Source organism: Aquabacterium sp. (assembly GCF_004297345.1).
In the GTDB taxonomy this organism is placed as follows: Bacteria; Pseudomonadota; Gammaproteobacteria; order Burkholderiales; family Burkholderiaceae_C; genus Aquabacterium.
Genome location: NZ_SCTN01000622.1, coordinates 1 through 1,679, shown reverse-complemented (window position 1 = coordinate 1,679; position 1,679 = coordinate 1). Strand labels below are relative to the sequence as shown.

Genomic DNA, 1,679 nt, shown 5'->3' with positions numbered 1-1,679 from the left:
ACGGCGACGCCGGAACAGCGGCGGGCCGAGATCGACGCATTGCTACGGAAGCGGCGGGCGGCGCTGGGGTTGGAGATCGAGGGGGTCGCTGTCCCGGCGTCGCCGGAATAACGTTGCCTCCCCGACGGTGGTTTATGTCATCCAGCGGTGAGGCATGGACCGACGACGAGGAGGAACGGCTGGCGGAGCTGCTGCGGGAGGAGGCGATCCACGAAACTGAAGCCTGCGCCACTGACCCGCTACGCTTCGTCCAAATCTCGTTCCCATGGGGCGAGCCTGGCGAGCTTGACGGTTTCGCCGGACCGGATGCTTGGCAGGCCACGATTCTGGCTGAAATCCGTGACGGCTTACAGGCCCCAAACGAAGCGATTCAAGAGGCGGTAGCGTCGGGTCACGGTCCAGGGAAGTCTGCGCTGATTGCGTGGATCATCCTCTGGGCCATGGCGACGAAGGAAGATACCCGGGGCGTTGTTACCGCGAACACAGAGGTCCAGCTACGCACCAAGACCTGGGCTGAATTGTCGAAATGGTACCGCCTTTACCTCGGTAAAGCAGCGTTCTCGCTCACTGCTACCGCGCTGTGCTCGGTCAAGCCGGGGTATGAGAAGACTTGGCGTATTGATGCCATCGCCTGGTCGGAGAAGAACGTCGAAGCGTTCGCGGGTCTGCACAATCAAGGTAAGCGGGTTCTCGCGCTCTTTGACGAAGCGTCCGCTATCCCGGACATTATCTGGCAGACCACCGAGGGCGCGCTCACTGACGTAAACACCGAGATCATCTGGTGTGCTTTCGGAAACCCGACTCGAAATACTGGACGCTTCCGAGAGTGCTTCGGGCGGTTCCGTCACCGCTGGAAGACGCATCAGATCGACAGCCGAGCCGCGAAGTTACCCAACAAGGCGCAAATCGCAGCGTGGCTGGCGGATTACGGGGAGGATAGCGATTTCTTTCGTGTCCGCGTCCGCGGCATATTCCCCCGCGCCGGCACAATGCAGTTCATTTCGTCGGAAGCGGCCGAACTCGCAATGCACCCGACGCGACTTGTTGAGGCCACTATGTATGATCCTTTAGTCATGGGCGTCGATGTCGCGCGGTTCGGCGACGACGCCAGTGTGATTCGGCTGCGCCGCGGGCGAGATGCGCGCTCGATTGAGCCGATCAAGATGCGTGGGGTTGACACGATGGCTCTGGCCGCGCGAGTGGCGCAAGTCTACGAGGAATGGCACCCAGATGCGATCTTCGTTGATGAGGGCGGCGTTGGCGGCGGAGTGGTAGACCGCTGCCGAATGTTGCGACTGCCAGTGGTCGGGATTCAATTCGGAGGTAGAGCCGATCGCGCGCAGGATAAGACTGAAGGCGCGGTTGCGTACGCTAATAAGCGCGCAGAGATGTGGGGCCTGATGCGGGACTGGCTGACTGGTGGGATGCTGGACAATGATCCGGAAATGTTGGCTGACTTGACCGGCGTGGAGTTCGGGTATCGGATGTTGGATGGGCGCGACCACATACAACTCGAATCAAAGCAGGACATGAAAAAGCGTGGGTTGGCGTCGCCAGACAACGGTGACGCGCTGGCCCTGACCTTTGCCTATCCCGTGCAACCATCGGACCACACCGCTGTGATTGTGGGGCGAGCGAAGCGGGGGCTGGAATCGGATTATCAACCCCTAGCCGCCGCG

The 1,679-nt window shown here is 61.1% G+C and carries 1 protein-coding gene; it reads left to right on the top strand.

Annotated elements, in window-relative coordinates:
• Positions 1 to 134: 134 nt before the first annotated feature.
• On the top strand, positions 135 to 1,679 hold a 1,545-nt coding region (locus tag EPO09_RS22205; protein WP_290646810.1), incomplete at its 3' end, for a hypothetical protein.